21 protein-coding genes and 1 pseudogene are annotated in these 26,622 nt (G+C 41.5%); 6 read left to right on the plus strand and 16 right to left on the minus strand.

The window, feature by feature from the left end:
- The first annotated feature begins 2 nt into the window (after positions 1-2).
- Positions 3-224, plus strand: a complete 222-nt coding sequence (locus ACLJJ6_RS08650; RefSeq protein ID WP_412989003.1) for a hypothetical protein — start codon at positions 3-5, stop codon at positions 222-224.
- Between the two features lie 64 nt (positions 225-288).
- Here ACLJJ6_RS08650 and ACLJJ6_RS08655 read toward each other — a convergent pair whose 3' ends face one another.
- The 5 genes from ACLJJ6_RS08655 to ACLJJ6_RS08675 all read right to left on the minus strand — a co-directional run bounded on the left by ACLJJ6_RS08655 (position 289) and on the right by ACLJJ6_RS08675 (position 6,164).
- Positions 289-1,194 carry an alpha/beta hydrolase gene (locus tag ACLJJ6_RS08655; protein ID WP_412989005.1) on the minus strand — a complete coding sequence of 302 codons (906 nt, stop codon included), beginning with the start codon at positions 1,192-1,194 and terminating at the stop codon, positions 289-291.
- Between the two features lie 17 nt (positions 1,195-1,211).
- Positions 1,212-1,949 (minus strand): deoxyribose-phosphate aldolase, encoded by a 738-nt coding sequence (gene deoC / locus ACLJJ6_RS08660; RefSeq protein ID WP_412989006.1) that lies wholly within the window; start codon positions 1,947-1,949, stop codon positions 1,212-1,214.
- A 233-nt stretch (positions 1,950-2,182) separates the two neighbouring features.
- Positions 2,183-2,512 carry a hypothetical protein gene (locus ACLJJ6_RS08665; RefSeq protein WP_412989008.1) on the minus strand — a complete coding sequence of 110 codons (330 nt, stop codon included), beginning with the start codon at positions 2,510-2,512 and terminating at the stop codon, positions 2,183-2,185.
- A 120-nt stretch (positions 2,513-2,632) separates the two neighbouring features.
- Positions 2,633-4,870: a glycoside hydrolase family 3 N-terminal domain-containing protein gene (locus ACLJJ6_RS08670; protein ID WP_412989009.1), complete on the minus strand. Its 2,238-nt coding sequence runs from the start codon at positions 4,868-4,870 to the stop codon at positions 2,633-2,635.
- Position 4,871: 1 nt separating this feature from the next.
- On the minus strand, positions 4,872-6,164 hold the full coding sequence (locus ACLJJ6_RS08675) for a PTS sugar transporter subunit IIC (protein WP_412989011.1): 1,293 nt from the start codon (positions 6,162-6,164) through the stop codon (positions 4,872-4,874).
- 145 nt (positions 6,165-6,309) lie between these two features.
- Between ACLJJ6_RS08675 and ACLJJ6_RS08680 the strand changes: the two genes are divergently transcribed.
- On the plus strand, positions 6,310-7,107 hold the full coding sequence (locus ACLJJ6_RS08680) for a MurR/RpiR family transcriptional regulator (protein ID WP_412989013.1): 798 nt from the start codon (positions 6,310-6,312) through the stop codon (positions 7,105-7,107).
- A 152-nt stretch (positions 7,108-7,259) separates the two neighbouring features.
- Here ACLJJ6_RS08680 and ACLJJ6_RS08685 read toward each other — a convergent pair whose 3' ends face one another.
- Both ACLJJ6_RS08685 and ACLJJ6_RS08690 read right to left on the minus strand, forming a co-directional pair.
- Positions 7,260-7,691 (minus strand): hypothetical protein, encoded by a 432-nt coding sequence (locus ACLJJ6_RS08685; protein WP_412989015.1) that lies wholly within the window; start codon positions 7,689-7,691, stop codon positions 7,260-7,262.
- Positions 7,692-7,738: 47 nt separating this feature from the next.
- On the minus strand, positions 7,739-8,605 hold the full coding sequence (locus ACLJJ6_RS08690; RefSeq protein ID WP_412989017.1) for a LysR family transcriptional regulator: 867 nt from the start codon (positions 8,603-8,605) through the stop codon (positions 7,739-7,741).
- Between the two features lie 126 nt (positions 8,606-8,731).
- Here ACLJJ6_RS08690 and ACLJJ6_RS08695 point away from each other — a divergent pair, with 126 nt between their 5' ends.
- Genes ACLJJ6_RS08695 through menC form a run of 3 tightly spaced genes read left to right on the plus strand, consistent with a single transcriptional unit; the run spans position 8,732 to position 12,432 of the window.
- Positions 8,732-10,093, plus strand: coding sequence for a M20/M25/M40 family metallo-hydrolase (locus tag ACLJJ6_RS08695; RefSeq protein ID WP_412989018.1), 1,362 nt, complete (start codon positions 8,732-8,734; stop codon positions 10,091-10,093).
- On the plus strand, positions 10,080-11,303 hold the full coding sequence (locus ACLJJ6_RS08700; protein ID WP_412990461.1) for an MFS transporter: 1,224 nt from the start codon (positions 10,080-10,082) through the stop codon (positions 11,301-11,303). The genes ACLJJ6_RS08695 and ACLJJ6_RS08700 overlap by 14 nt, the downstream gene beginning before the upstream one ends.
- A 1-nt stretch (position 11,304) precedes the next feature.
- Complete coding sequence (menC, locus tag ACLJJ6_RS08705) at positions 11,305-12,432, plus strand: o-succinylbenzoate synthase (RefSeq protein WP_412989020.1); 1,128 nt, start codon at positions 11,305-11,307, stop codon at positions 12,430-12,432.
- Positions 12,433-12,632: 200 nt separating this feature from the next.
- Here the strand turns inward: menC and pyrE are convergent, their stop codons facing one another.
- The 7 genes from pyrE to ACLJJ6_RS08740 are packed head-to-tail and all read right to left on the minus strand — an operon-like array spanning position 12,633 to position 21,389.
- Positions 12,633-13,247, minus strand: a complete 615-nt coding sequence (pyrE, locus tag ACLJJ6_RS08710) for an orotate phosphoribosyltransferase (RefSeq protein ID WP_412989022.1) — start codon at positions 13,245-13,247, stop codon at positions 12,633-12,635.
- Between the two features lies 1 nt (position 13,248).
- Positions 13,249-13,974 carry an orotidine-5'-phosphate decarboxylase gene (gene pyrF / locus ACLJJ6_RS08715; protein WP_412989023.1) on the minus strand — a complete coding sequence of 242 codons (726 nt, stop codon included), beginning with the start codon at positions 13,972-13,974 and terminating at the stop codon, positions 13,249-13,251.
- The gene (locus tag ACLJJ6_RS08720; RefSeq protein ID WP_412989024.1) at positions 13,971-14,891 is read right to left on the minus strand and encodes a dihydroorotate dehydrogenase; all 921 of its coding nucleotides are present in this window, start codon (positions 14,889-14,891) and stop codon (positions 13,971-13,973) included. The genes pyrF and ACLJJ6_RS08720 overlap by 4 nt, the downstream gene beginning before the upstream one ends.
- A gap of 18 nt (positions 14,892-14,909) precedes the next feature.
- Entirely contained in the window at positions 14,910-18,089 is a 3,180-nt protein-coding gene (gene carB / locus ACLJJ6_RS08725; RefSeq protein ID WP_412989025.1) for a carbamoyl-phosphate synthase large subunit, read from the minus strand.
- Complete coding sequence (locus ACLJJ6_RS08730; RefSeq protein ID WP_412989026.1) at positions 18,082-19,182, minus strand: carbamoyl phosphate synthase small subunit; 1,101 nt, start codon at positions 19,180-19,182, stop codon at positions 18,082-18,084. Before ACLJJ6_RS08730 ends, carB begins: the two co-directional genes overlap by 8 nt.
- Positions 19,183-19,185: 3 nt before the next feature.
- Complete coding sequence (locus ACLJJ6_RS08735; protein ID WP_412989027.1) at positions 19,186-20,454, minus strand: dihydroorotase; 1,269 nt, start codon at positions 20,452-20,454, stop codon at positions 19,186-19,188.
- Between the two features lie 11 nt (positions 20,455-20,465).
- Positions 20,466-21,389: an aspartate carbamoyltransferase catalytic subunit gene (locus ACLJJ6_RS08740; RefSeq protein ID WP_412989029.1), complete on the minus strand. Its 924-nt coding sequence runs from the start codon at positions 21,387-21,389 to the stop codon at positions 20,466-20,468.
- A gap of 296 nt (positions 21,390-21,685) precedes the next feature.
- Here ACLJJ6_RS08740 and ACLJJ6_RS08745 point away from each other — a divergent pair, with 296 nt between their 5' ends.
- Positions 21,686-22,927, plus strand: coding sequence for an ISL3 family transposase (locus ACLJJ6_RS08745; protein WP_412988180.1), 1,242 nt, complete (start codon positions 21,686-21,688; stop codon positions 22,925-22,927).
- A gap of 358 nt (positions 22,928-23,285) precedes the next feature.
- Here the strand turns inward: ACLJJ6_RS08745 and ACLJJ6_RS08750 are convergent.
- Together ACLJJ6_RS08750 and ACLJJ6_RS08755 are read right to left on the minus strand one after the other, a co-directional pair.
- Positions 23,286-24,718, minus strand: a pseudogene (locus tag ACLJJ6_RS08750) (glycoside hydrolase family 1 protein).
- Between the two features lie 13 nt (positions 24,719-24,731).
- Positions 24,732-26,555 carry a beta-glucoside-specific PTS transporter subunit IIABC gene (locus ACLJJ6_RS08755; protein WP_412989031.1) on the minus strand — a complete coding sequence of 608 codons (1,824 nt, stop codon included), beginning with the start codon at positions 26,553-26,555 and terminating at the stop codon, positions 24,732-24,734.
- Between the last annotated feature and the right edge of the window lie 67 nt (positions 26,556-26,622).

Consider the following 26,622-nt stretch of genomic DNA (forward strand, 5'->3'; position numbering starts at 1 on the left):
ACATGATTGCAATTAATTCCCCACAGAAACAAGACGATATTACGAAGCTTTTGACAGCCTATGATGGTGGCGACTTCAAGTTTGAATTTGTGAAAAAGACAGGCATGAAGCTCGAATTCAATGTGACACCAGACGATTCTGCCGCTGCTGCAAAAGTAGCCAAAAACCTCATCAAAGGTGAAGCTTGGGGATCCGTTTTATTCTTCCAAGTTGTTGCAGAATAATTTTTCAGTACTTTCATTAAAAAACGATCAATCACCGCTTTGGCCCCTGATTGATCGTTTTATTTTACGCTTGAATGAGATTTCTAAAGAAAGTGGCCTGCGCGTGATTTGCTTCGGCGGCAATCGGATCACGTTGATTGAGTTGAAAAACGTGTTCACGCGGATCTTCTGGCGTTCCATAAACTTGGAACTGGTGTTTGAGCTGGTGATCAATCAGAAACTGGTCTAACCGAATACCTTCATCGTGCAAAAAATCCTGATTAGCAGTCATCACAAATACCGGAGGAAAATTAGCCGTCACAAAGTCTTCGGTACGCAACACTTGGGCATCCGCTTTTAAAACTGTTGGCGTAAAATAAGCACTCATCATACTTGTTGGCTCAATGGCGCCTGGCCGGTCAATGAAATAAAAGCCGCTATTTAAGCCGCCTCCCCGTACCTTTAAGGTTGCACACTGTGCTAAACCTAAAGCCTTTCGATAAGCTTCATTTTGAGTTGCCACTAAATATTGAAAGGCTAAGGTTCCACCTGCACTGTCACCCACAATAAATACATTTTGACGATCAAGATGGTAAGTTTGACCATGCGTTTCTACCCATTTAACGACTTTTGCTGTATCTTCTAAGGCGCCAGGAAACGGCGTTTGAGGAGCCAATCGATAATTAAAATTGACCACGCCGAAGCCATGACGCGCCCATCCTAAACAATAATGCTGATAGAGCTCTTTAGAACCGTACACATTGCCGCCACCATGGATATTAATAATGGTGGCCACCGGTGCGGTAACTGGCTTGGGAATATAGATATCCAGTAAATTTTCCTCGCCAGCCGGACCGTAGCTTAAATTGTCAAACCGTTGCACATCTGGAAATTCAGTCGGTAACCCCTGATCACGTTTGGCATCGGAAGCCGCCCACTGACTGGTTGTTTGTTTAATATCATCCAAAACTGCTTGATTAACTGTTGCCATTTTTCTGCCTTCCTTAGTTATTGCGTGATCTTGGGATACGGACGGTCAACTTCAATTTCAGAAACTTGATCCAGCCGCATTCTCTCTTTTAAAGCCTCAATGATTTGCACACCCGCACTCGTTCCGATGCGATCAGCACCAGCTTTGATAAAGTTCAAAAAGTCATCGGTATTACGAATACCGCCAGCTGCCTTAACCTTCACTTCATTTCCGACGACGGACTTCATCAAGGCCACATCTTCAAGTTGTGCGCCGCGCGTCCCAAAACCAGTGGACGTTTTAATAAAATCTGGTTTAACTTCACGCGCAATTTCAGCGAGTTTTTTAATTTCTGCTTTGGTTAAATAACAATTTTCAAAAATAACTTTGCACGGCACTTGTTGTTGGTGGCAAAGGGCAACTAAGCGGGTCATCTCTTCTTTAACATACGCATAATTGCCATTCTTTACTTCTGTTAAATTGACGACATAATCAATTTCGTTGGCACCATTTTGGATCGCATCTTGTGTGTCAAATGCTTTGGACGCAATACTGGTTTGCCCTAACGGAAAACTGATGGCAGCTCCTACATCAATGTCCGTTCCCGCAAGCTGCTGCGCACACAGCTTGGACTGTACTTGATTTACCGCCACCATTTTAAAATGATACTTTTGGGCTTCATTGCAAAGTTGTGTCATGTCCTTAGCAGCTGCAAAAGCTTTTAAATTCGTGTGATCAATCATTCTAGCAAAATCATCAATTGTATATGCTGGCATTTTCTTACCTCCAATTTTGGTTAAACCTTAAATGTAAGCCTTGCCACGAAAATGTCAAACATTCTTTTGGGGTGATCAACCAAGCATTAAAACCCTAAGAGGCTGCCTGATTTTCATTATTTAACTGCTTAGTAAACAGCCACCCGAGAGATGTTTTGTCCCGTGAAAGCAAAAAAAAAAAAACGGAACCGAAATTTCATTTCAGTGCCGCTTTATTCAAAGCCAATAACAAACTAGGCTGTTTCTTTAACCCTGTCTGCCAAAGTCTCAATTAATTTATCAATTGCTGTGGGTTCTTCATCGCAATCAAAGATCGCCCCATGGTATATTTTCCGCACTGGATCCTGTACATCCATGTAGCGGGTAGGAAACTTCTTAACCGTATAACTGCCATCAGGTTCTACCAAGAAGATAATACAGCCATCTGCTTCCTTATAGCCATCACGCGTGAACGTGACTGGAAAGGTGCATTCCACCGATTGATATTTAATTCCGTCGGCTCGCGGATGCCGCCGCATATTGATTTCCGCCAAAATGTTTCCAACGATCCCATCTAAAGTCATTTTAAATCCTTCTCTTCCCTTAACTAATAAACCATTTAAAGTCTAGCACAAGAGAAGCGCAAGTTTCCAATCAAAGTTTTGTTACATTAAGAAAAAGCCGATCACAGAAATAGACTACTGTTAATCTTTTAAATATTTTTTGGTTCTCTTATCAGAAATGACTCCAGAAAAATTTAGGCCAAATCCGAAATCGTAAGTCTGACCCTCTTCATCAATATACGGTTCCATATCAAATGCAGTATCCTCACTTTGTGTTTCAACTGTTTCCATATTTTTAGGCATCTGGAATGGCAATAAGGCAGAAGGTTCATATTCTCCGGTTAGGACTTTGAACAACACTTCATCACTAATACCAAAATCAATCAAGATAACATCAACGTAAGGCTCAATTTCTGCTAACACAAAAGGATTTGCCGTATCAATTGAAACAATAACCGGCTTATCTTTCATTCGCTTTTTAGTATTAATGATCAGGTCTAAATCACTCTCATTCAAAGTATCCGTGCTTTTTCCATTATAAGTACGGTTCAGGGTGTGCCCCTTTCTTCGATCACCAGCTAGAGACTTTTTGCGCCCTAATTTTGCAAGATAAGGACGATATTGAAGCGAGATCGGTAAATAACCATTATCATTTTCATCGACTCGTTTTGGATCATAACCGTTATATTTTATAAAAGCACGTTCTGGACTTTTTATTTTAACTAACGCCAAATCAGCTTCGAGCGGGTTAGATACAACATCAAAAAAACTAGAAGCTTTTTTTAAATCGAGTGGATAATCACTGTGTGCTGAAATTTTAGAAAGATACCAGCCTATTTGTTCTGGATATCGTCTTTTAGGAATATACAAGCTGGCCTTATTCTTTATTGGAAGAATTTCTTTCTTATTTTTTAGCATTATAATTGATTTTTCTTGTGCTTTTATACCAGCCTCTACAAACTGTTGTTTTCCAACTATTTTTCCTGCTTTTTCTGGGTCAACATACGGATTCTCAAATAAACCTAATTGAAACATATTTAATAAAATTCGTTTTGCAGATTCCTGAAATCTTTTTACTGCCCAAGGTTTTCCCATTATCTTGCACATCTTGTGATATGCCCAAATAATAGGTTCAGGATCCTTATTACCCCCAAACTGATCAATACCAGCCATTAATAGTCTTAAATGTCTTTCGGGAACAGTATATTGATCTTCCACTCCCCAGCACTGATCACCAGAAAGCACATCTAAAACATTAGTCGGTTCATCATTGGTTATACACCAATCAGTACATACAATCTTGTCATAACCATATTTCTTACGTAATAAATCTGTGATTAAATATCTGCTATATGCATTACCAACATTTTCGTGTTTCCTTATATCAAAATCATATGATACCGAGTAATAAGGCATGATTCCTGCTGTTTGTTCAAAATCTTTCTTATGCTTATCTATAACTGCTTCGAATGACTTAAGTTGATAACCCATATTTTTCTTGGGATAAACGCCATACTTTCCATAAGCAAAATGGGCATCTCTTCCGCCTTCAATCACACCACCGCCCGGCCAATGTTTGGCCATCGTACTAACGCTTTGTTGTCCCCAATCTTTATTATTAGACATTTGAAAGCCTTGGATGAATGCTGCTCCCATATCTCTTGTTAATTTTGCACTTTCGCCAAAAGTCCCGTTAAAGCGCATCCATCTAGGCTCTGTTGCTAGATCCACTTGTGGTCCTAAAATCATTGTTAACCCCATTGCCCTATATTCTGCGGATGCAATCTCACCAAATTCACGTACTAACTTTGGATCAAAAGTTGCAGCCATTCCAATCGACTCCGGCCATTGCGACGTTCCCTGGCCACTAGCTTCATTAAATTCCGTATTTGCCTTGTATCCATGCCTTGGATCTGATGAATTTACTATGGGTATCGCCCATGGCATGCTTTCTGATAATTCTTGTACGTTATTGTTCCACTTGGCTGCTACTTCTGGGGAACTGATTTTAGTAATTAAAGTGTGTTTGATTTTATTTTTTAAAAAATATTCTTTTTCTAAATCGGATAAATCAGAAGCATCACTACCACTATCTTCAAAACTTTTACCATGATATTTTTGACTTCTTGTTCCAATTGACGGGATCGCGAGATGTGCCGTAAACAACATTAAACCAGCTATATCTTTTATACTTAGCCTTTGTGCTAAATCTTTTGCTCGAATCTGTGGTGACAATCGCCAATCCTCAAACTTTTCAAGTTTCCCAGATCGATTATGATCCTTGAAATATAAATCACCTTTTTTCAAAATTGTTAGTCCACTTTTATCTGAATACTCTAGTGTTGGGCCATTTTCATTTTTAATCCTTTTTATAGTCATATTATGCAACCTCTTTTTCCAGCTGGAGTTCCTTTTTATCTAGGATTTCAAAGAATGGTAGATATAAAAACACTAAAAGTGCCATGACGAAAATTCGAAGTACAACGCCTTGCCATCCATAAACGAAGTAACTAGTAATAAATTTTGGCAATATCCAAGGTACACTCATGGCAACCTTAGCGTTAAGTGTAGCGATGAAACCGATTTTTACCGCTAAATATGCTACTCCGGCAGATATAAAAGTACTGAATACAAATGGAATTACTAGAATTGCATTAAACATGATAGGTAATCCAAAAACGACAGGTTCATTGATCCCAAACAAATTTGGCACTAAAGCAACCTTTGAAAAAGATCGATACCTCTTCGTCTTACTAAAAAACAATATTGCAATTAACAAACTTAAAGTACTACCAGTTGCATCATTATTAACAAAATCAAAAACAACCAGATTAGGCAAATACTTAATAGCTTGATGAGCTTGGTTATTAACAATAGCAGTCATCATCATAGTCGTTGTAAAAGTTTGCATAATTGATTGAATAGGAGCAGGATGCAGACCAAAGAAAAAGAACAAACTAGCTAACATATAAACTAAAATAAATGCTGGAACCGATCCCCCGACATTTAATAACGGTGTAGCAATAATCTTATTTACAAAATCAAAGACGTTATTCCACTGTGTATAAGAGAAAATCAGTCGGATAACAAAATCTATAAAAAAAATAATTAAGCCAACAAATAATGATGAAAACGAATCTGCAATCATTGGTGGAACCGAATCTGGTAACTTTAAAGTAAGTTGTTTCACGCCACTTAATTTTACATACAGCCATGCAACTAATAAAGATATAAGGATAGCAACAAAAATACCTTGACTACCTAAATATACATTGGAAAATCCCGCAACTGCTTTCTTATTAATTAAAATGCTTTGCGGCATCACAATTAAAAAACTTGCTAGGGAAAATAAACCACCTATTTCTGGCTTTCCCCCCAACAAATTTGTATAGCGGTATGCAACCGTAAATGAAATAAACAGTGCCAAAATACTAAGCGTACCGCCTGATATGGCATTAAATTGTTCCGCAATTCCAATTGTATTCAACCAGTTTGTAAATGCTGGAACCGGAAAATTGCCCACAATCATAAAAACAGAAGCTCCTAATGTAAGTGGTAAAGTTAAAATCATCCCACCTGATAAAGCTTGCAACATTTTATTTTGGCCTAATTTACTGGCCACTGGTACCAAAGTCTTTTCCAAGCCGTTCTGCAAACTTTTTCCAATATTCATAGTCTTCCATCTCCTTTAATATTTTATAATTCTATTGTAGCTGTAAATAAAGCGCTTTATTTTCTAATGCGATGCACTATTTTCGTTTTTGAAAGTGCATTTACACAAATATGAAAATATGCTAATATCTGTCCGAGGTGATAACATGTCAGTCCGGGATATGCTCACATATTTAAATACCCATGTAGATGAAGATACACAAACTAAAATAATTCACTTTGTTTTTTTAAACTATTTGGATATACAAAATCTATCAATTGTACAAATGGCCGATGCCTGCTATACTTCTACTGCTTCCATCAGTCGATTTTGTAAAAAATTTGGGTTTGATTCTTTCGAAGATATGAAAGCACAAGTAGTATCAGCGACCACAATAAGAAAACCACGTTTCTTATTTCGAATGTCTAAGAATAGTCTAAGCGAGTTAACTAAATCACCGATCAATTTTTATAATGACTTTGCTGAAGAAATTAGTAAAAGTATCATTGATGTAACAAAATCGGTTTCTGTAAATGAAATTGATGCCATAATTAACCAGATTATGCAATCTAAGAAAGTCACATTATTTGGATATGATATTATGAATAATTCGTTACGCATACTTCAGCAGGCCTTATTAAATTGTGGCGTACTTGTTCAGATGGGTGAAGATTATTATGTTCAATCAAAACAAGCAGAGTCCCTTGACAGTGATTCGTTAGCAATTGTTTGTTCATCATTTGGTAATTTTTTCTCTATGCTACCTAATATATATAATAATATCGTCACTTCTCCTGCAAAAACCATTCTAATCACTCAAATTGCCAACACGCCATACACCGCCGCTTTTGATCAGGTTTTATCTATTTCGTCACGATCCAATGCCGAAGCCGGCAGTTATCCAATGGACTTTCTACTAGATTACATTGCGCGTCGAGCCTTTGTGATTAAACGACCTAATTAACATTTATAAAAATAAAAATCAAAAAGTCCGCTAGTAACCCAGTACACTAGCGGACCTTTTGATGTCAATTTTCAACTGATAATCCTTCCAAAAATCAAATAAAACTCAAGAGAAGCTTTTCTACTAAGTTAAAGCACATTATGCTGCCCTTGTTATTTCACCACATAAGCTTTCTTCAGGTACGTACCGCCATCTGTGGTAGTTGCAGCAGATTTCACCTTAGGATTATGCAAATAAGTTGAGGCTCCTTGGTCAATCACGGAGACAGCTTGTTGCTTCATCAACACTTTTTCTGCTTTCACATAATCCTCATATCGAGCCTGACTATTGGTAGCGTCCTTTGTAATTGCGGCTTTCATATAATTATCAAACGTCTGATTACTAAACGAACCAAAATTATACGGGTTTCCCGTCTGTTCCAATTGCAAAATATCCATCAAATCCAAGAAGTCTGGGCTCCAGCCTGTAAGTGCCATGTCAAAGCCAGTATGACTTGACATTTTAGTGATGGCATTTTTCTTTGGAAGTGTACTTTCCTTAACTTGTGCGCCCTTCAATGTTAGGACGCTAAAATTAAAATTCAATCACATTTTCTAACTTTATTTTAATCTTTAGTGTTCAAGCCACTATTCTAATGTTGGAGCTGATCAAAATACTTTTTTATGACTTTTGCCACAGTTTTGCGGTAGGGCAGCTCAAATGTACGGGGTGGCGCGCTTAAATAAATATCTCGCGTCAAGGGATCTGGCGCTAAATGGAGGCGTTTAATCCCTGCTTCGTCCATGGATGGCCAGGAATACTGTGGCTCAAAGCCCACACCTAAACCGTTACGAATCAAGCCATTTAAAGTTTTATGATCTCCCGTCACAAAAGTCGGGTGTACCGAAGTTCCATCCTGTTGCAGGGTTCGCTCGATTTGTTCTCGCAGTGGACTCGCCTCTGTAAAAATGAGCGGCAGGGTACGAACTTCACTTAAGGTAATGCTTGTCCCTTGTGCTTTTGGCGCTGTTGCTTGGATGGCTAAAAGCAACTCTTCATGCAGTAAATGCGTATTTAAATTGCCTGCGACTGGTTGCGTAACTAACTCGAAATCATAGTTGGCAGGTTGCCCAGTTGCCATTCCCCGCTGCACGAGTTGGACTTTAACATTTGGAACGGCTTGGTAGATATATGAAACTAATTCGGGCAAAAGGGCCGTTGAGCTCTTGAATTGAAGCGTAATTTGAGCCGCCTGTTTTGTTGCAAACTGGTGCATATCGACGACCGCGTCATCAAGTAAATGCAAGGCTGCTTGTACTTGAACCGCAAATCGTTTGCCCGCTGGATTCAATACTAAGGCGTGCCCGCTACGGGAAAATAAAGGGATCCCCAACTCGGTCTCTAATTCCCGAATACTGCGACTTAAACTGGGTTGGGCAATATGTAAATTACGAGCTGAACGTGTAATATTTTGAGTTTCCGCAACGTTCAAAAAATAACTAAGTTGGCGTAAGCGCAAGGTAAATTTCCTCCATACTAAAAATGTTAGGGTCCCGCTCATTAAATATTCTTTGCAAATAATTAAAAAAGCACTATACTACTCTCATCAAATTATAACATTGAAAATTAAGTATCGGAGGTCGTTATGGAAGAAATTAAAAATCCAACGCTTCTTTTAAAAGCACTCATCCAACTACCTAGCACAAGCGAAAATGCGCACGGCCAAGAAGCTGCTGTCGCCAACGTCACTGCGCTTCTCGAGAAGTATTGTGGCGCACACGTGAATTTAATTGAAACAAACGGCAAACCCATTATCACCGCTACCATTGCGGGCGAGAAACAAGCTGCCTACCTTTTTTACGGACATTACGACGTCATGACTCCTGGAGATTTGGATGCTTGGCATAGCGACCCATTTACATTGACAGAGCGGCATAATCGCTTCTATGGCCGTGGTACCGGCGATAACAAAGGCCAGTTGATTGCTATGATCACTGGGATCAATCATTATTTAATCAGCCATCCGCAGCCCCCGTTTACCATTAAGTTTTTAATTGAGGGGGAAGAAGAACAGGGCAGCCCCAATTTAGCGCCAACCGTATCGCAACTCAAGACAACCTTTTTAAAAGATGTGGTTCGTGTTTTTGTCACTGATGGCTCAATGAATGCCTCAGGTGCACACGTTTTAAGGTTAGGAAATCGCGGACTCTTCGGGTTTCGCTTGACCGTCACCACGGCGGACCATGCCAACCATTCTGGAAATGCCGGGAACGTTATCGAAAATCCCTATGCCGTTTTACATCAAATCCTTTCTCAGTTATACGACTTTGACCGCCAAAAAAACTTAATTCCGCATTTTTATGACGGCGTTGTCTCGCCAACAGCGCAAGAACAGGAATGGCTAGCAGCGCTGCCTTTTGATGACACTAAAATTAGTGCCGTCTTTGGGAGCCAACTAACTGCCAGCTCACAGCGCGATTACTATCAAAAGCTGATGTTTACACCAACATTTAACATTTCAGGAATCTATGGCGGCCATACCGGCAAAGACGTCAAAACGATTGTGCCTCCTAGGATCACCGTTACCATCGATATGCGTCTTGTTGGTAGTCAATCTGTACAAGAAATCGAAACAAACTTAGCTACCGTGCTGAAACCTTACGTGACAAAAGGCGTTTTGAAATATGAAATTACCGGCAGAATTCCACCGTCGAAAACAACGCCTAGTCCGGTTGACCTAGAAGCCTTTCATCTGGCTGCAAAAAAAGCTAACGTACCGTTAGTAATCGAACCGATGATGCCTGGAACTGATCCCAATTATGTCTGGACAAACATTCTTGGTGTCAAGGTTTTTACCGTTCCCCTAGCGAACTTTGATCAGAACAATCATGATGTCGATGAGAATATTACTAAGAATGCCTTTCAAACCAGCATCCAATTTATCACACAACTCATCTCTGAATTTGAAAAGGAAGGTTCTGCCTATGGACTCAATGCTCACAACTAGTAAAACTTCTTCAAAAAAAGCAACTGTAACTTTTACCATGATTTACATTGGTTACATCGTTTGTTTTATTGACCGTTCGGCAATTAGTATTGCCCTTTCGTACATCGGAAGAGATCTGAATTTAAGCACCACAACTTTAGGTGTCGTTTCCAGTGCCTTTTTCTTTAGCTACGCGCTGATGCAAATTCCGAGTGGTTGGCTCACTGACAAGTTCGGTACTTACCGGACTATAATCGTGGCAATCACCATGTGGTCTTTGTTTACTGTTTTAACTGGCTTTGCTTGGTCTTTAACCGCCCTGATCGTTATCCGGGTTCTCTTTGGCATTGGCGAAGGAACTTACCCTTCCGCCAGCCTTAAACAAATTACGGAAGTTTTCCCTTATGAAAAACGTTCCGGTGCCACATCCGCAATTATTTCTTCAAACTACGTTGGTGCCGCTGTTGCTCCAATGCTGATGGCACCAATCATTGCAACTATGGGATGGCGGACAAGTTTTCATTTGATGGGAATTATTGGTATTATTTTTGTCCTAATCTATGCTGTTATTTTACGTCCCCAAAAACAAGCGACAGACAACAAAATTGCTTGGCGCCAAGTCTTACGAAACGGCATGATGTGGCAATTCTTTCTCGTTGTATTTGGCTTGAGTGTTGTCACCAAGGGCCTTGACTCATGGATGCCCACCTATCTTTTGCAAGCCCGTCATATTAATCTAGCTGGCATTGCTTGGATGGTCCCCCTACCTTCGCTAGCTGCCGGTGCCGGTGCTTTAATTAGTGGTTTTATCATGGCTCGCTTTTTCAAGAACCATGAAAAATTCTTAATTGCCACCGCGAGTGCCCTAGCAACCGTTTTCATGTTTGGCATGTACAAATCAACAAGTGTGGGGGCGGTCATTACATTTGAAGTCTTCACCTACTTATTTAAATCCATTGCATTCGCTGCCACATTTGGCTTTTTCGCAGAATTAGTTACGAAAAAAGCATATGGCTCTTCAGTTGGAATCGTTAATTTTGGTGGTCAATTGGCTGGCTTTTTGGCGCCGATTGTAATCGGCTTTCTCGTTCAAAGCTTCAATGGTTCTTACAGCGTGGCCTTTCTATTTCTAGTCATTGCCGCTGGACTTGCATTTGTCACCGCGCTTTCATTTAAGCCCGCCAAGCTGGCAAAAATGAAAGCTTTGGCCAATCAAAACCAGGAGGCATAATATGAAAATTCTAAAAGCTACCTTACGCAAAGTTGACATTCCGTTTCTGGCGCCTTTCGAGACCAGTTTCACCCGCATGGATGCAAAGAAAACCATGATTTTGGAACTTACGGATGCAGACGGCACCACCGGGTATGGCGAGGTCTCGCCTTTTGCACTTCCCTTTTACAACGAAGAGTTTCGCGACGGCTCATGGGCCCTACTCAATACCATTTTATTGCCCCGTATATTAGGGCAGAACTTAACACATCCTGACCAAATGTATCCGCTGCTGGAAGATATCCGGCGTAACAATATGGCAAAAGCCGCCATTAACTGTGCCTTATGGGATATTTTCGCTAAACAGCAGCATTTACCCCTGGCGACCGCTCTTGGCGGGACGAAAGCTCGCGTTGAGACTGGTGTTAGCATTGGTATTCAAAAAGATCCAGCAACTTTAGTTAAAGTCGTTCAGGGTTATATTGACGATGGTTACCGGCGCATTAAGTGTAAAATCAAACCGGGTAAAGATTATGACTACTTGGCGGCCGTCCGTCAAGCTTTTCCTGATGTGATGCTGATGGGAGATGCCAATTCCGCGTACCGGCGAGCTGATTTTCCCTTGTTAAAACGCCTAGATGATTTAAATCTCATTATGATCGAGCAACCCTTAGAACCTGGGGATTTACTCGACCATGCTGATCTACAAAAACAACTGACAACCCCGATTTGCTTGGATGAATCGGTTTGCTCAATCGACGACACGAAAAAGATGATTCGTCTCGGCAGTGGCAAAATTATCAATATTAAAGTTGCACGGGTTGGTGGCTTAACTGTGGCCAAGCAAATCCAGGCACTAGCGGCCGCAAATCAGATTGCGTGTTGGTGTGGTGGAATGTTGGATTCCGGTGTGGCTCGTGCTGAAAATGTGGCTATTGCAACCCTTCCAGGATATACACTTCCCAATGATATTGCTGCCTCAACGCGTTATTATGCCCGCGACATCATTAAGCCACTGGTAGCGCTTGATGGCACCTATGTCGACGTTTCTCCCCAACCGGGAATGGGCTATGCCATTAACTGGGAAAACTTAAACGAATTTACGGTGGCGACCCATACCATTTCGTCAAAGACCAAAATTAGTTTATAACGTGACCAGTGGCAAACGTGTTCAACAATCACAAAACAATTTTTTAAAATCGCCACTTTCTTCATTAGAAATGGCAGTCATTCAAAAAATTATTTGCAATCAAAAAGAAGTTTCAGCTCATTTCAACAGCCTGAAACTTCTTTTTTTACGATCTAACAAATTAAATATTCAAATTAAGACACTTTTTAAGGCAACTTGCCTTAACCTTGTTGGCGCCACTGCTTTAAAATAGCCAGTTCCGCATCACTAATCTGATCCTCCGCTTTGGCCACATGAATCAGTGTTGAATAAGTCGTTACGGTTTGCAGCGGCAAGTTAGCTTTTTGAAAATTAGTTGTCGCGGCAGCCAATTCGTAGCTAAAAATGCCCGCCACGCCGATAACTTCAGCCCCCGCCTGTTTAACTGCTTCAACCGCCTTAAGGACACTGCCACCAGTTGAAATAAGGTCATCAATTACCACAACCTTTTTTCCTGGTTTAATCACACCTTCAATTTGCTTACTCTGCCCATGATCTTTAGGTTTCGAACGCACATAAATCATCGGTAAATTCAGCTGGTCAGCAAGCCAAGCTGCATGTGGAATTCCTGCCGTCGCCGTGCCCGCGATCACTTCTGCATCGGCGTAACGCATTTTTACGATTTCAACCAGACCCGCACAGATCTGGTTGCGGACCTCTGGGTAAGAAATAGTTAACCGGTTATCACAATAGATTGGACTTTTCATCCCGCTTGCCCACGTAAACGGTTCATTTGGTCGTAATGTGACCGCACCGATTTGTAACAAATCATGAGCAACCTTTTGTGCTATAGTCATCTTAATTTTCCCCCTTAAATGCTTGCGCAATGCTTTGGTAAGCCGCAATTGGATCTTTGCTTTGCGTAATTGGACGTCCAACCACGATACCATTGCTACCTAGTTGAAACGCTTGTTCAGGCGTTACCACGCGTTTTTGATCATCAGTTTCGAAACCGGCTGGCCGAATGCCCGGTGTCACACACAAGAAACGCTTTTGTGTCACCGCACGAATAATAGCCACTTCCTGTGCGGAACAAATCACACCGTCAAGTCGACAATCCTCGGCTAAAGTGGCATAAGCCTGTACCGATTCTGGCAAGGACAAGGCCACATGTTGCTGTTCGTGCAAAATCTGCTCGTTATTTGAGGTTAACTGGGTAATGGCTAACAATTTAGGCGTCGGTGCGCCGATTTTGGTTGCCCCTTCTATTAAGCCCGCACGAGCGGCAGTCAGCATTTCTGCACCACCCGCAGCATGCACGGTTGTGATTTGAACGCCTAAACTTCCAATTACCCGTGCGGCACGGGCTACTGTATTGGGAATGTCATGTAATTTCAGATCTAAGAAAACGTCAAACCCGTTCTCGCGAATTTGTTGAATCAAGGGTTGCCCAAAGTGATAAAAAGCTTCCATGCCAATTTTGATAATCGGCTGTGGCTTAATTTTTCCCAGCTGTTCCAAAAGTTGATTGACTTGCTCAAGGGTGGCAACATCTAAGGCAACGATTGGCGCCATTCTAATCAAAATGTGACCTCCTTTAGTTCCGATAACGTTTTAATACCGTAATAATCCATCACAGTCGGCAATTGGGCAACAATCTTGGGACAACTTAGCGGATCATGAAAATTGGCAGCCCCGACTTGTACAGCACTGGCCCCAGCCATTAGCATTTCTAACACATCCTCAGCCGTCGAGATACCACCGACACCGATAATGGGAAGGTTAGAAACTTGATGAACCCGATGAATCATCGCTAAGGCAATTGGTTTTAACGCTGGTCCCGAAAGTCCGCCCGTGCCATTTGCCAATGCCGGCTTACGGGTTTTTAAATCAATACTGAGACCAGTCAAGGTATTAATCATCATGAATCCTGAGGCCCCTCCAGCTTCTGCCGCCCGGGCAATTGCCGTAATGTCCGTAATATTAGGTGTGAGTTTGACATATACGGGCACCGAGCTTGTCGCCACAACTTTTTGCGTAAGTTGGGTAACGAGTTGCGGATCTGTCCCCATCGCTAAACCGCCATTTTGAACATTTGGGCAGGAAATATTCAATTCAATGGCTTTGATATGCGGAGATTTGGACAACTCCGTGACAACTTTAACGTACTCATCCACACTGAAACCAGCGGCACTGGCAATTACCGGAAGGTCAGGATAATGCTGCGCTAACCAGGGAATCTTGTCGCTGACCGTTGCTTGGGCACCCACATTTTGCAGCCCGTTCGCATTTAGCCATCCTGCTGAAGTTTGCGTCGTGCGTGGCCGCGGATTGCCTGCGCGGGCGTGTAGTGTGGTTGATTTAATCACAATAGCTCCCAGCAAATTCAAATCAAATCGCTGGGCAAATTCTTGACCGTACCAACAAGTTCCGCTAGCCGGCATGACTGGATTCTTAAGGTCTAACCCGGGTAAACTAACTGCTAATCTCTTTTCTGACATTTTTTAACCCTCCGTGATTTAAATGGCTTCGATCAAATAGGACTGGCTTTCTAACATGGTTACCACTGCTGCTAAGGTATCTAATGATGTCAGTACTAAAATTTCATGACTAATGGCTAACGCACGAATTTTTGTGTCATCATTCACAGAAGCCGTATTATCGTCCACCGTATTGACGACCAGCTGAATTTTTTGATTTGTCAGTAATTGCGCAATTTGCGGTGAATGTGCACTCAATTTTTCTACCCGTTGTGTCACCGTGACTCCCCGATCGGCAAGATATTGGGCTGTCCCTTCCGTGGCAAACAGGTTAAAACCTAACCGAACTAATTTGCGTGCCAATTCTGTGGCCTGCGGTTTTTCAGCATCTCTAACGGTCATCAAGATGTTACCATGCGCGGGCAAATGCATCCCGCTGGCTTCAAATGCTTTATACAATGCTTTTTCAAACGACCGATCGCTCCCCATCACTTCCCCAGTGGATTTCATTTCGGGGCCTAACAGGCTGTCCACACGATTCAACTTGCTAAATGAGAAGATCGGTGCTTTCACATGAACCAGGCTGCCGGTGGGTTGCAAACCAGTTTGATACCCTAATGCCGCTAGTTTTTGCCCCATGATGACTTGTGTGGCAAGCTGGGTCATCGGAATTTTCGTTGTTTTACTCAAAAATGGAACTGTTCGGCTGGCTCGGGGATTGACCTCAATCACAAACGCCTGTTGCTCATGAATAACGAATTGGACATTCATGAGTCCAACACAGTGCAGAGCGTGCGCTAATTGAATCGTTTCTTGTTCAATTTGCTGAATCGCATTTTGGCTGAGCGTTTGAGAAGGATAAACGGCCATTGAATCCCCTGAATGGATCCCTGCGCGTTCAATGTGTTCCATAATGCCTGGAATAACGACCGTTTCGCCATCACAAATGGCATCGACTTCACATTCCTTTCCGACTAAATAGCGGTCCAATAACACCGGATGTTCATGTGAAACTTCAATTGCCGCATGCATATACTGATTTAATTCTTCAACATTATGGACGATTTCCATTGCCCGACCGCCTAACACATAACTAGGACGAACCAGCAGGGGGTAACCAATCTTATCGCCAATCGCCAAGGCCGTCTTCGTATTAGTTGCAGTATCTCCCAGCGGTTGCGGAATTTTGAGTTGTTCAATAATTTGATTGAATTGATCCCGATCTTCTGCTCGATTCACGTCCGTCACAGTGGTCCCCAAAATTTTGACGCCGTGTTGCGCTAACGGTTCGGCCAAGTTAATCGCGGTTTGACCGCCAAACTGAACAATAACGCCCAGTGGCTGTTCCAAATCAATCACATTTAAAACATCCTCTAAGGTAAGGGGCTCAAAATACAATTTATCTGAAATGGAGAAATCGGTTGAAACTGTCTCCGGATTATTGTTCATGATAATGGCTCGATAGCCAGCTTCTTTGAGGGTTTGCACGCAGTGTACCGTGGCATAATCAAATTCAATGCCTTGCCCAATTCGAATCGGCCCAGCGCCAATGACCAGGACTGTAGGCTGGGAGCTGTGCTGGCTTTCATTTTCAAGTTCGTAAGTACTGTAAAAATAGGGTGTCTGCGACTCAAACTCCGCCGCACAGGTATCCACCATTTTATAGACTGGCCAAATGCCATTTTGGCGCCGCGTTGACCGAATCTCATCTGCCGTCCGCTGCCAAGCTTGGGCAATAATCGTATCGGTGAAGCCGTTTTGCTTAGCAAATTTCAGTAACTTCAGATCGCCTGGATTTTTTCCCAGAGCCGTTTCAATTTCTAAAATATGCTGCAATTTATCTAAATAAAAGAGATCAATTTTCGTTAGTTCATGGATCCCTTCAATCGGCCATTGACGTCTTAAGGCTTCCATGATGCAAAATAACCGATCATCACGGGCCCTTACTAACCGCTCTGTCAATTGCGTTTCACTCAGTTGAGCTAAATTTTTAGATCCGAATAAGTCGGCGTCAATCTCTAAAGAACGCACAGCTTTTTGCGTGGCTTCTTCGATATTACGGCCGATCGCCATAACTTCGCCGGTCGCCTTCATTTGGGTACCTAGTAGGCGGTCGGCATGGTTGAATTTATCAAACGGCCACCGCGGAATTTTGCAAACCACATAGTCTAATGCCGGTTCAAACGCCGCATAGGTGGTTTGCGTAATGGGATTTTTAATTTCGTCAAGCGTTAACCCAACCGCAATTTTGGCTGCCATTTTAGCAATCGGATAGCCGGTCGCCTTCGAAGCTAACGCAGAAGAACGGCTTACACGTGGATTCACTTCGATAATGTCATAACGATAGCTTTGTGGATCTAACGCCAGCTGGACGTTGCAGCCGCCTTCAATTTTGAGCGCAGAAATTAATTTAAGGGATACGTCACGCAGCAACTGGTACTCGCGATCTGACAAGGTCTGCACCGGTGCATACACAATCGAATCCCCGGTGTGAATACCCACCGGATCAAAGTTTTCCATCGAGCACACCACCATCGTGTTATCGTGGTGATCACGCATGACCTCAAACTCAATTTCTTTATATCCCGCAATACTCTGCTCAATCAAAACTTGCGTAATTGGTGATAAATCCAGACCGTTGGCGGCAATTTCGGTTAACTGGGCTTCATTGTTAGCAATCCCCCCACCAGTTCCGCCAAGTGTGTAAGCGGGCCGCACGATCACTGGGAAACCAATTTGGCGAGCAAACTTCTGGGCTGCTTCGACGGTTGAAACAGTTTTCGATTGGGGAACCGGCTCATTTAACTTTTGCATCAGTTCTTTAAATTGTTCCCGGTCCTCTGCTTGATTAATGGATTGCAGGCTGGTTCCTAAGAGTTCTATATGAAAAGCAGCTAAGACACCTGCTTCCGCTAACTGTTTGGCGAGATTTAAGCCGGTCTGTCCACCAACAGTCGGTAAGATGGCGTCCGGACGCTCCTTTCGAATGACCCGACTCACAAACTCCAACGTCAGGGGCTCAATGTAAACTTGGTCTGCGATTTCCGGATCCGTCATAATAGTTGCCGGATTAGAATTCACTAAAACCACTTCATAGCCTTCTTCTTTTAAGGCTAAGCAAGCTTGGGTACCAGAATAATCAAATTCAGCTGCTTGACTTATGATAATGGGTCCCGAGCCAATTACGAGAATTTTTTTGATATCTGAACGTTTAGGCATGCTGCACACTCCTTTTTTGTTGCTGATAACTTGCAATCATTTCTAGAAAATCATCAAAGAGATGACTTGCATCATGCGGTCCTGGCGCAGCATCCGGATGAAACTGAACCGAAAAGGCCGGATATTTAGTATGGCGGAGGCCCTCAACCGTTTGATCGTTGATTTCTTGATGCGTCATCAACAAATCCGTTCCGGTCAAAGAATTCAAGTCAACGGCGTACCCATGATTCTGCGCCGTAAAATCAATCCGGTTAGTCGCAATCTCACGGACAGGATGATTGAAACCGCGATGACCAAACTTCATTTTGAATGTATCGGCACCGTTCGCAAGGGCAAATAATTGGTGGCCTAGACAAATCCCGAATAAGGGAACCTGTTTTTCAACTGTCCGGATCATCGCTAAGGCCTGCCCCACATCTTTTGGATCACCGGGGCCATTGCTCAATAACACCCCGTCCGGTTCGTAACTCAAAACAGTTTTTGCGGTTGCATCAGCCGGCAGTACGGTCACATTGCACTGCCGCTTGGCAAGCTCTCGCAAGATGCTGTTTTTGAGGCCAAAATCAACCACCACGATCCGTTTGCCAGAGTTAGGATTGGGATATGCGTTATTGGTGGTACTTTGAGCAACTAAATTCGTTTGGTTCGGCTGTTCTTGTTTTTGTAAAAACACCTGAGCTTCCGCCATTGTATTTACCAAAGCTGCTCTCAGGGTACCCGCCATGCGAATGCGTTTGGTTAGTGCACGAGTATCAATTCCAGCAATTCCTGGGATATTGTGATGGGTTAAGAAATCCGCTAAGCTCATCTGATTGCGCCAATTACTAGCTTTGCGTGCCACCTCGTGAACAACCACCCCAGCTGTTGTCGGTGCGACCGATTCATCATCATCAAAATTGATGCCGTAATTGCCAATCAAGGGATATGTAAACATCAAAATTTCACCATTGTAGGATTGATCTGTGATTGATTCTTGATACCCCGTCATACCGGTATTAAACACTAATTCACCACCGCAAGTCGCCGTGGCTCCAAATGCGGTTCCTTCATAGATACTGCCATCTGCTAACACTAAGTATTTTGCTGCTGTCATTTTCTAATCCCTCCGATAAACAAGCTTGCCGTCTACAAGCGTCATGACCGTGGCACCGTAAACTGTTTGTCCGATAAATGGCGAATTGTGACCCTTTGACAAGAAGTCACTCGCTTGAATCTTCGTTGCAGTCTTTAAATCAAAGACCGCAATGTCCGCAGGATCCCCGCGATGAAGTTGGCCAACATGATTTAGTTGAAATAGCGTTTGGGGCGCTGTACTCATCCATTTGATCAACTGCGTTAACGACCAAACACCTGGTTTGACAAAGGTTGTGTATAGCAGCGCAAAGGCCGTCTCCGAACCGACAATGCCATTAGGTGCGGTTGACAAACTTTGCTTTTTTTCTGCCGCCGTATGTGGCGCATGATCTGTGGCGATCAGATCAATGGTGCCATCCAGCAAGCCCGCAACACACGCCAGCCGATCTTGAACGCTTCGCAAGGGAGGATTCATTTTGTATTGGGTGGCTTCCCCCACGATCATTGTTTCATCGAGGAGCAAGTGATGCGGTGTCACTTCACAGGTGACGTGAACGCCCTGTGATTTTGCAAATCTAATCAAGTCAATACTTTCTTTCGTCGAAACATGACAAACATGATAATGCACACCCGTGGCCGCCGCTAGGACTAAATTACGGGCAATTTGGCTGGTTTCACTAACCTTATCGACCCCTGGCACGGCGTACTTCTTTGCTGCTGGTCCCGCATTCAAGACACCGCCCGCGGTTAAGGTCATATCCTGCGCATGATCACATAACGGCAAGCCCAACTTGGCAAGCTTTTGCATCGCTTGATACATCACGCGGGCATCAGCAATTCCAGAGCCGTCATCACTGAAAGCAAACGCTCCTGCTTGGCGCAACGCCGTAAAATCCACGGGAAGTTTTCCCGCTCGTTTTTGCGTGACCGGCGCGTACTGTTTAATCTTCACCACGGCCTCACGGTTTAGCTGTTGTTGTTTTAAAAACCGAGTCGGTGTATCAGGGGCTGGATTCAGATTGGCCATTGCCCCAATGGTTGTGAACCCACCATGTGCCGCAGCTTTACTGCCGGTTAAGATCGTTTCTTTATTTGTAAAACCCGGTTCGCGTAAATGGACGTGTAAGTCAACGAGACCCGACGAAACAAAAGCGTGATGTAAGTCAATGACTTGGTCGGCTGTTTCTATGGGCAAATTAATGCCTTGAATCCTGCCATCCTGTAGCAAAAGTGACATTGGGCTTAACTTTCCTTCAAGCAATCCCAGCCCATTTTTCAATAAAAGCGACATTTAGATTCCTCCTAAAGGCAATTTTGGTAACGTAAAATCCGACTTAGCATTGCCATCCGGACAAAGACACCATTTTCCATTTGCTTAAAGATTCGTGAATGTTTGCTTTCGACCAAGTCATCATCAATTTCGACTCCGCGGTTAACTGGTGCCGGATGAATAATGATGGCTGCTGGTTTTAATCGCGCGGCACGCTCTTGAGTCAGCCCATATGCCGCTCGGTAGCTTTCTTCACTGAAGTGAGCATTGTCTTCACCGCTTAATCGCTCGTGTTGGACCCGCAAAATATTAATGACATCCATGTGGGCAAGGAGCTGATCAAAATCCCCATATTCTCCGAACTGCGCTAGTTGTGGGTCAAACCAGTCTTTGGGACCTGAAAAGTAAACCTGTGCACCTAGTTTGGCTAATAATTGTGCATTGGAACGTGCCACCCGTGAGTGACGGATATCTCCATTAATCAGAACCCGCAGCCCCTCAAAGTGATGAAATTGTTCCTGGATGGTCATCATGTCAAGCAGGCACTGTGAAGGATGCTGTCCTTGTCCATCACCTGCATTAACTAACCCGATTTTCAAATTGGATTTGCTTAGCAAGGGTTGATAGTAGTCGGTTTGCGGATGACGGATAACAGCCACATTGACCCCAATAGCTTCAACCGTTTTTAGGGTGTCATACAAACTTTCCCCCTTATTTACTGAGCTTGTCGCAGCGTTAAAGTTCAAGACTTGCATCCCCAACTTTTTTTCTGCCATTTGAAAACTTGTTTTCGTCCGGGTTGAATCTTCGAAAAATAAGTTCATCGCATACGCCGGTTTCTTAAGTTGAATTTGTTTGCCTGCTTTGAATTCTTGCGCCTCTTGAATCAAATCCAGTGCATCTGCCTGATCAAATTGGGCGATAGAAACAATATTTGCCTGTTTTCGTTCTGCCATCGTGATAACCATCCTTTCTAATTTAGGTACAAAAAAAGCACTTAGTTAATCGTTTTCTGATTAACTAAGTGCACTTAGCTTATGGGGTAGACTCCCTGCATTTTCTGCAGGAACTTTACTGCACCGTTTTGTTCTCTCAGGAAGCAATTAAATGGTTCAGTGAAAAATATTTGGGTCTACACTTTCTGGTATTGGTGAATAACTGATACCAGTTTTTATTTTGAAAAAAAAAAGGACATTTGCCCTCTTTGTGTTACGATTTAATCGCCTAATAAAATCGAAAAGAGGAAAAACAAATGTCCCTAACTAATTCTATCCTAAGCCTATTCGAAATAACAGACCCTAATTTAACTGTAACTGAGATTACTAAGGAACATTATCCCAATGGGCAACACGTTCATGTCGTTCACGCTATCCTTTCCTATCAACTTTTAAAATGTCCTCATTGTGGCCATAAATCTCTAATCAAAAATGGAACTCACATTGGCCATCTAAGATTGGGAACCTTATCAGGTGGACGTTATGAGATGCAGCTAAAACGACAAAGATATCAATGTAAACGGTGTTTAAAAACCTGTGGTGCTCAAACTAACCTCGTTAAACGTAATGAAACTTTTACGCATAATGTGAAACATCAAGTAATTGTTCTGGCTCGGGATATGCTGACCAGTAAAGAAATCGCTAAGATTTGTGGGATTTCACCAAGTAGTGTTCAACGCATTTTAAATGCGAATATTCACTTAGCTTATCGTGTTAAAACACTCCCCCAAAATCTTTGTTTTGATGAATTCCGTTCCTGTAATCATCTAATGTCCTTTAACTGTTGCGATGCCGTTAGTCATCGCCGCATTGTGATTCTTAAGGATCGCCTTAGTAAGGATATCATTGATTACTTTGAAGCTCGCTATTCAGTTCAAGAACGTATGAAAGTTCAAACAATCACCGTTGATATGAATGCTGAGTATGCTGGCTTTATTCATCGGTTATTTCCTAAGGCAATAACCATCATTGACCGTTTCCACATTATTCAACTTGCCGGTCGGGCACTGGATAACGAACGTACACGTGTGATCCATACTTTTCAAGATAAGCATTCCCGAGTTTATCGCATTCTAAAATCTCAATGGCGTTTGTTCCATTTGGCAGAAGAAAAGGTCAATGATACTAAACTTATCTATTTACACGGTATCAACGAATACATGACCCAACAGAACGCCATTGACCTAGCCTTAGATGAATTTCCAGAATTTAAAACTGTGTATCAAACCTATCAAGGAATTCTAACAGCCATTCAACAAAAAGATGCGGTTGGATTTAAAACCTTGATTGCCAACTACAAGGCGGCTGGCAACCAAATGGATATTACTATCTCAACTTTAATAAAGAATGGTCCTGCTGTTCTCAATAGTTGTCGTTATCCGTATTCCAACGGTCCTATTGAAGGACTAAATCGTAAAATTAAGGTGTTAAAGCGTAGCTGTTTTGGTTTTCAAAATATTCATAACTTTTTCATTCGTATCAGTTTAATTTATGCGTAAACAAAAAAAGCACATTCACCGAAGTGAACATGCTTTTCAAAAATCTCCACCAATACAATTTGACAGAGACCCAAATATTTTATTAGACTACTTTTATTTAAAAAGGCCCTTAGCCAGGTCGGCCAAGGGTCTTCGAATCAATTTCTAATCGGAATCCTTTTTGGTCTCACGGACTAAGTTAAAGGTCATTTGTATTGTGATTAGTTTAGTTTAATGTTTTGACGATGTCAATGGTGAAATTTAATTCCAACAAGATTAACAATACCGCAAATTCTATTTACTTAAGTGGATATCTACAGGAAAGTTAGTTTAACGTTCCTGATGATTTTAATTACAACTAATTTCATAGACCAACTACTTAAATAATATTCTGTCCGTTACTTTGTATCGTCTTTTTATACCAATAAAAAGAATCTTTTCGATATCGATTTAATGTTCCATTACCATAATCATCTTGATCAACATAAATAAGTCCGTATCGCTTTGACATCTCAGAAGTCGAAGCACTAATACAATCTATACACCCCCAATAGGTGTATCCAAGCACCTCAACACCATCGTCCATGGCTTGTAGTACAGCTTTTAAGTGATCATTAATATATCTAATTCGATAATCATCATGAACTGTATTATTTTCGAATTTATCAATAGTTCCAAGTCCATTTTCTGCGACAAAAACAGGAAGATGATAGCGGTCGTAAAAATAATTCAAAGAATACCGTAAACCTTCTGGATCAATTTGCCATCCCCATGGCGTTGTTTTTAGATATGGGTTTCGTTCCCCTACCAATAAATTGGCATTCGTTTCTTTTTTATTTTTTTTATCAAAACTGGTAACGAGAGAAGCATAATAACTAAAGCCAACAAAATCAATTTTATTTTCACGTAATAGTTGCCTATCTTCATCAGTTATTTCTAAATTAATGTTGTTTTTGGAAAAGTATCGTTTAATACTGTATGGATAATGACCTGTTACTTGCACATCAGTCACAAATGTATCCAACATAGTTTCTTTCAAACACTCCATAGCATCTTCCGGTTTACAGGTACTAGGATACTTAAGGTTTTTTGTTGCCATACAGCCTACTTTATTTTTTTGCTCACTTTATGTGCAAATGCAATGGTCTTTGCCGCCGCAACAAATTGGTAATGCAATGCTTGATAACGAATGCTCAAGTCATTTGAACCCTTATCAATTATACCTGCACCAGTAAAAGGAATATGAATAGTTGCATCAATCTCATTAAAGACAATCCACCAGTGAACATCTTCTGAGTACTCCTGAATAACGAACTTACTGAAACGCATGAATCGATCAATTACTCGCCGATCCGACCATCCATTATACTTAATTGCCAGTTCAATTGGCATTTCAAAGTGGGAAAGTGTGACAATAGGCGCTATATTCCTTTTGCGTAACCCATTAATAAATTGATGGTAAAAATCAACTCCTTGTCTATTTGGAGTTGATTCTTCACCTGTAGGAAACAAACGGGACCAGGAAATTGAGAATCGTAATGATTTAAAGCCGGCTTCTGCAAACAAATCAAGATCTGAATTCAAATGATGATAGAAATCAATCCCACGTCTTTTAGGGTAGTTAAGATCATTTTTATCCTCAACTGCTTGTTTCACTTCTGCCTTTGTTAATTCAAATTTTCCACCTTTTTCGCGATCTACCAATTTGAAACAATCAGCTGTAGAAATACCTTTTCCAGTACCGCGTAACCCGCCTTCAACTTGATTTGCAGCAAATGCGCCACCAATCAAAAAATCTTTTGGAAATTTCATTTTTCTCTCCCCCTTAAAATTGAGCTGTTAAAAGTGGATCATTTATCCTAATTTTTTGATGCTTATTGTTTCCAGTAATAATCTTTGCTTGTGTCTCATGAGCTTTATTGTTAATAATTAGGGCTGTTGTGGGATCATACCCTTTATTTTTTATTTCTTGCAAATTAAATGTTAAAAGTAATTGACCTTGCTTAACCTTATCCCCATTCTTAACATAGGATTTGAAGGGTTTACCTTTCAGTTCAACGGTATTAACCCCAACATGAATAATTAATTCTGTGGACCCATTGGACAATCCTATAGCGTGTTTGGTTGGAAATACGGCTTCAACAGTTGCATCCATTGGGGCAACGATCCTTCCATCCGAAGGTATGATAGCTACTCCATTACCCATCGCACCACTGGCAAAAGTTGGATCGTTCATTTCTTTAAGAGATATTACTTCTCCGTTTACTGGACTGACTAAATCAATTGCTTTCATATTGGATACTTCAGATTTTGAAGTGTTATTATTTTTCTTTTCTTTATTTAAAAGTAAGCAAGCCAGCATGCCAATACTAAATGATAATGAGATGCTGATAACATAAATCAGAAACTTGTTTCCTGCAAAAAGTGCAATTGCCGGAATTGGCACTGGTCCCATTCCAACTGCCGAAACTTTGAAGAACCCTATGATGGCACCGCCAATTCCACCACCAATGAATGCTGCAACAAAATTGCGTTTAGATTTAGCTAATACACCATAAATTGCTGGCTCTGTTGTTCCTAATATAGCACTCAGTCCGGACGAGAATGCTAATGAACGAAAATCAACATCATTTGAACGTAGCGCAGCCATGATTGTAGTTCCTGCAACAGAAGCATTTGCAACAGCTGCAAGACCCAAAAAAACATCAACACCAGATGTTGCTAAGTTTTGTAATTCAATTGGTGGCAAAGCCTGATGTAATCCTGTAAATACCAGAAATGGATAAATTGCACCAAATATTGCACCACCAAAAGCACCACTCATTTGGTACAAGTGTACAATCCCATTACCGACCAATTCACCTAACCAATTCGCCACGGGACCGATGATTATTAATGCAATTGGTGCCGTAATAATTACCGAAAACAAAGGAACAAATAACATGGCAACGGATTTTGGAATAATATTCTTCAACTGCTTCTCAACTACTGCTAGCAAAGCTACACTTAGCAATATTGGAAAAACAGTGGAAGAGTATGTTATATGCGGAACTGTAAGGCCAAGAAATGTTGTACTGGTTTTCATGGCTACATATGTGGGATGTAACAACGTACCCGCAATCAGCAGTGCTGTATACTGATTAGCACCAAATTTTTTAGCAGAACTGAAAGCTAAGATTATTGGTAGAAAATAAAATGGAACATCAGAAATCATCATTAATAAGGCAAAAGTTGGTTCAGTGGATTTAACCAGACCCGCGAATTGAATCCCAATCAAAATTCCCTTTAACAACCCACCTGCAGCTAATGCAGGAAATACGGGAATAAATATTCCAGTTATTATATCTATAATCTTGTTCATTATTCCCTTGTTATTTGGTTCGTGGAAATTAGATTTAACATCTCCCAAATATTCATTAATTGCGTCATACCAGGTATCCACATCTGTCCCAATAATAATTTGAAGTTGTCCATTATTGACAGTTACTCCCTTTACACCATGGATAGAGTTCAAATCCTCACGGTTAATTTTATTATTATCTTTCAGATTGAAACGTAGTCGTGTAAAACAGTGAGTGAATTGTGAAATATTCTTTTTCCCACCAATATCTTTAATTATTTTTTTAGCAATTTTATTTAAATCTTGCATAGTGAAATCTCCTCATTTTAGTTTTTTAATGAGGTATTGCCTGATCGAACAGTAACAATCCAAAGGA

Source organism: Pediococcus siamensis (assembly GCF_047220215.1).
GTDB lineage: Bacteria > Bacillota > Bacilli > Lactobacillales > Lactobacillaceae > Pediococcus > Pediococcus siamensis.